A 2,446-nucleotide genomic window follows, 5' to 3' on the forward strand; every position below is an offset into this window, starting at 1 on the left:
CGGCGGTGGCACCGGCGGCGGCTTCCAGCGGCCCGGCACGGGTTCGGGGAACTGATGGCTGAGACCTCGACCATGCCGGCGTTCCTCGTGCCGGGCGACAGCGAGCCCGTCATCCGGCTCGCGGACGCGCGCAAGACCTACAAGACCGGCTCGATCGAATACGAGGCTCTGCGCGGCATCGACCTCACGATCCGCGCAGGCGAGTACGTCGCGGTCGTCGGACCGTCGGGCAGCGGCAAGTCGACGATCATGAACATCCTCGGCTGCCTCGACACCCTGACGAGCGGCTCGTATCTGCTCGCGGGCGACAACGTCGAGGATCTCGACGAGATCGATCTCGCGGATGTCCGCAACAAGCGCATCGGGTTCGTGTTCCAGCAGTTCCACCTGCTGCCGAGCCTGTCGGCCTGGCGGAACGTGGAGCTGCCCATGATGTACGCGGGCGTCCACAAGGACGAGCGGCGCGAGAGGGCCGTTGCGGCACTCGAGCGCGTCGGCCTCGGCGACCGCATCGACAACAAGCCGGGGCAGCTCTCGGGCGGCCAGCAGCAGCGCGTCGCCGTCGCGCGCGCGCTCGTGACCGAGCCGACGATGATCCTCGCCGACGAGCCGACGGGAAACCTCGACTCGCACTCCACGGAAGAGGTGCTCGGGCTGTTCGACGAGCTGCACGCGAGCGGCCGGACGATCGTGCTCATCACGCACGAGCACGAGGTCGCCGCCCGATCCCGCCGCATCGTGCACGTGCGCGACGGGCTCATCCAGTCAGAAGAGGTGCTCGCATGAACTGGATGGAGACCGCGCGGACCTCTTGGTTCGCCATCATGAGCCACAAGATGCGCTCCGCGCTGACGGTGCTCGGCATCCTCATCGGCATCGCCGCGGTCATCCTGACCGTCGGGCTCGGCCTCGGCACGCAGAAGGACGTCTCGAGCCAGATCTCCTCGCTCGGCTCGAACCTGCTGATCGTCTCGCCCGGCTCGTCGACCTCGTCGAGCGGCGTGCGGGGCGGCTTCGGCACGGGCTCGACCCTGACCGAAGCCGACGCCACCGCCCTCGCCTCGAAGGTGAACGCGCCCGACATCGCGGGCGTGGACGCCGAGAAGTCGAGCTCCGAGGAGCTCACCGCCGGGTCGACCAACTGGACGACAAGCGTGGTCGGCGTCACCCCCTCGTATCTGAAGGTGCGCTCGCGCACCCTGGCGACGGGCACGTTCATCACGGCGCAGCAGCAGGCCGACGAGGCATCCGTCGTGGTCCTCGGCTCTGAGACCGCGCAGGAGCTCTTCGGCTCATCGAACGTCGTCGGGCAGAACGTGACGATCGACTCCCAGACCTTCGAGGTCGTCGGCGTGCTCGCCTCGTCCGGTTCGAACTCGACCAGCAACCTCGACGACACCGCGCTCGTGCCCCTCTCGACGATGGCGGCGAACCTGGTCGGCGGCTCGCAGGCGAACTCGGTCTCGACCGTCTATCTGCAGGCGACCTCGGCGGATGCCCTTCCCGCGGCCTATCAGGAGGCGAAGTCGATCCTGCTGACCCGTCACGACATCTCTTCGACCGACGATGCCGATTTCACGATCTCGAGCCAGGACTCGCTCGTGTCGACGGCGACCAGCGTCTACAAGACGCTGACGATCCTGCTGACGGGCATCGCGGCGCTGTCGCTGCTGGTCGGCGGCATCGGGGTGATGAACATCATGCTCGTCTCGGTCTCGGAGCGAACGCGCGAGATCGGCCTGCGGAAGGCGCTCGGCGCGCCACCCGGGGCGATCAGGAACCAGTTCCTCGTCGAGGCCGGCACCCTCGGTCTGACCGGCGGGGTCGTCGGCGCTGCGCTGGGGATCGTGGCTGCGCTTGTCCTTCCCGGCCTGATCGGCTCGTCGATCGAGGTGTCCGGGCTCGCGATCGGCCTCTCGCTCGTCGTCTCCATCGGAATCGGCATCATCTTCGGCGTCTACCCGGCGACCCGCGCGGCGCGACTCGCGCCGATCGACGCGCTGCGCACCGAGTAAGACACCCCAGCAACGAGGAAAACCACTATGAACAGCAAGTACTCCTTCATCACCGCGGCCTCGGCGATCGCCGTCGGCGCCGTGCTCGTGCTGAGCGGCTGCTCGTCGCACTCATCGAGCAGCGCCGGATCGTCGACGTCGAAGCAGGCGCAGGGCCAGTCCGGCGGCCAAGGCGGCCCTGGCGGTCAGGGCGCGGGCGGAACGAGCGGCGAGATCGCCGCGGTGAGCGGCAGCACGCTCCAGGTGCAGTCGAGCTCGTCGCAGACCGCCGTCACGGTCAGCTCGTCGACGAAGATCACCAAGACCGTAGACGTCTCGCTGTCGGATGTGAAGGTCGGCGAGTGCATCACGGCCAGCACGACGCCGCAGGACTCCTCCGGCTCGTCGAGCTCCTCCGACTCGTCGGACAGCGCGGTGACGACCGTGTCGAT

The 2,446-nt window shown here is 68.4% G+C and carries 2 protein-coding genes and 1 pseudogene; all 3 read left to right on the top strand.

Annotated elements, in window-relative coordinates; genetic code table 11:
- Window positions 1-54: 54 nt before the first annotated feature.
- Window positions 55-786 carry an ABC transporter ATP-binding protein gene (locus ACM2XV_RS14245; protein ID WP_344775558.1) on the top strand — a complete coding sequence of 244 codons (732 nt, stop codon included), beginning with the start codon at window positions 55-57 and terminating at the stop codon, window positions 784-786.
- Between the two features lie 38 nt (window positions 787-824).
- Complete coding sequence (locus ACM2XV_RS14250) at window positions 825-2,015, top strand: ABC transporter permease (protein ID WP_487027406.1); 1,191 nt, start codon at window positions 825-827, stop codon at window positions 2,013-2,015.
- Window positions 2,016-2,042: 27 nt separating this feature from the next.
- A pseudogene (locus ACM2XV_RS14255) lies at window positions 2,043-2,446 on the top strand (hypothetical protein); the annotation flags it as partial.

This window comes from Gryllotalpicola sp. CP2-P1 (assembly GCF_057512245.1).

Bases quoted from the DNA above. Each gene is read 5' to 3' on its own strand.
- ACM2XV_RS14245 (WP_344775558.1), top strand. From the start codon at position 55: ATGGCTGAGACCTCGACCATGCCGGCGTTCCTCGTGCCGGGCGACAGC.
- ACM2XV_RS14250 (WP_487027406.1), top strand. From the start codon at position 825: ATGAGCCACAAGATGCGCTCCGCGCTGACGGTGCTCGGCATCCTCATC.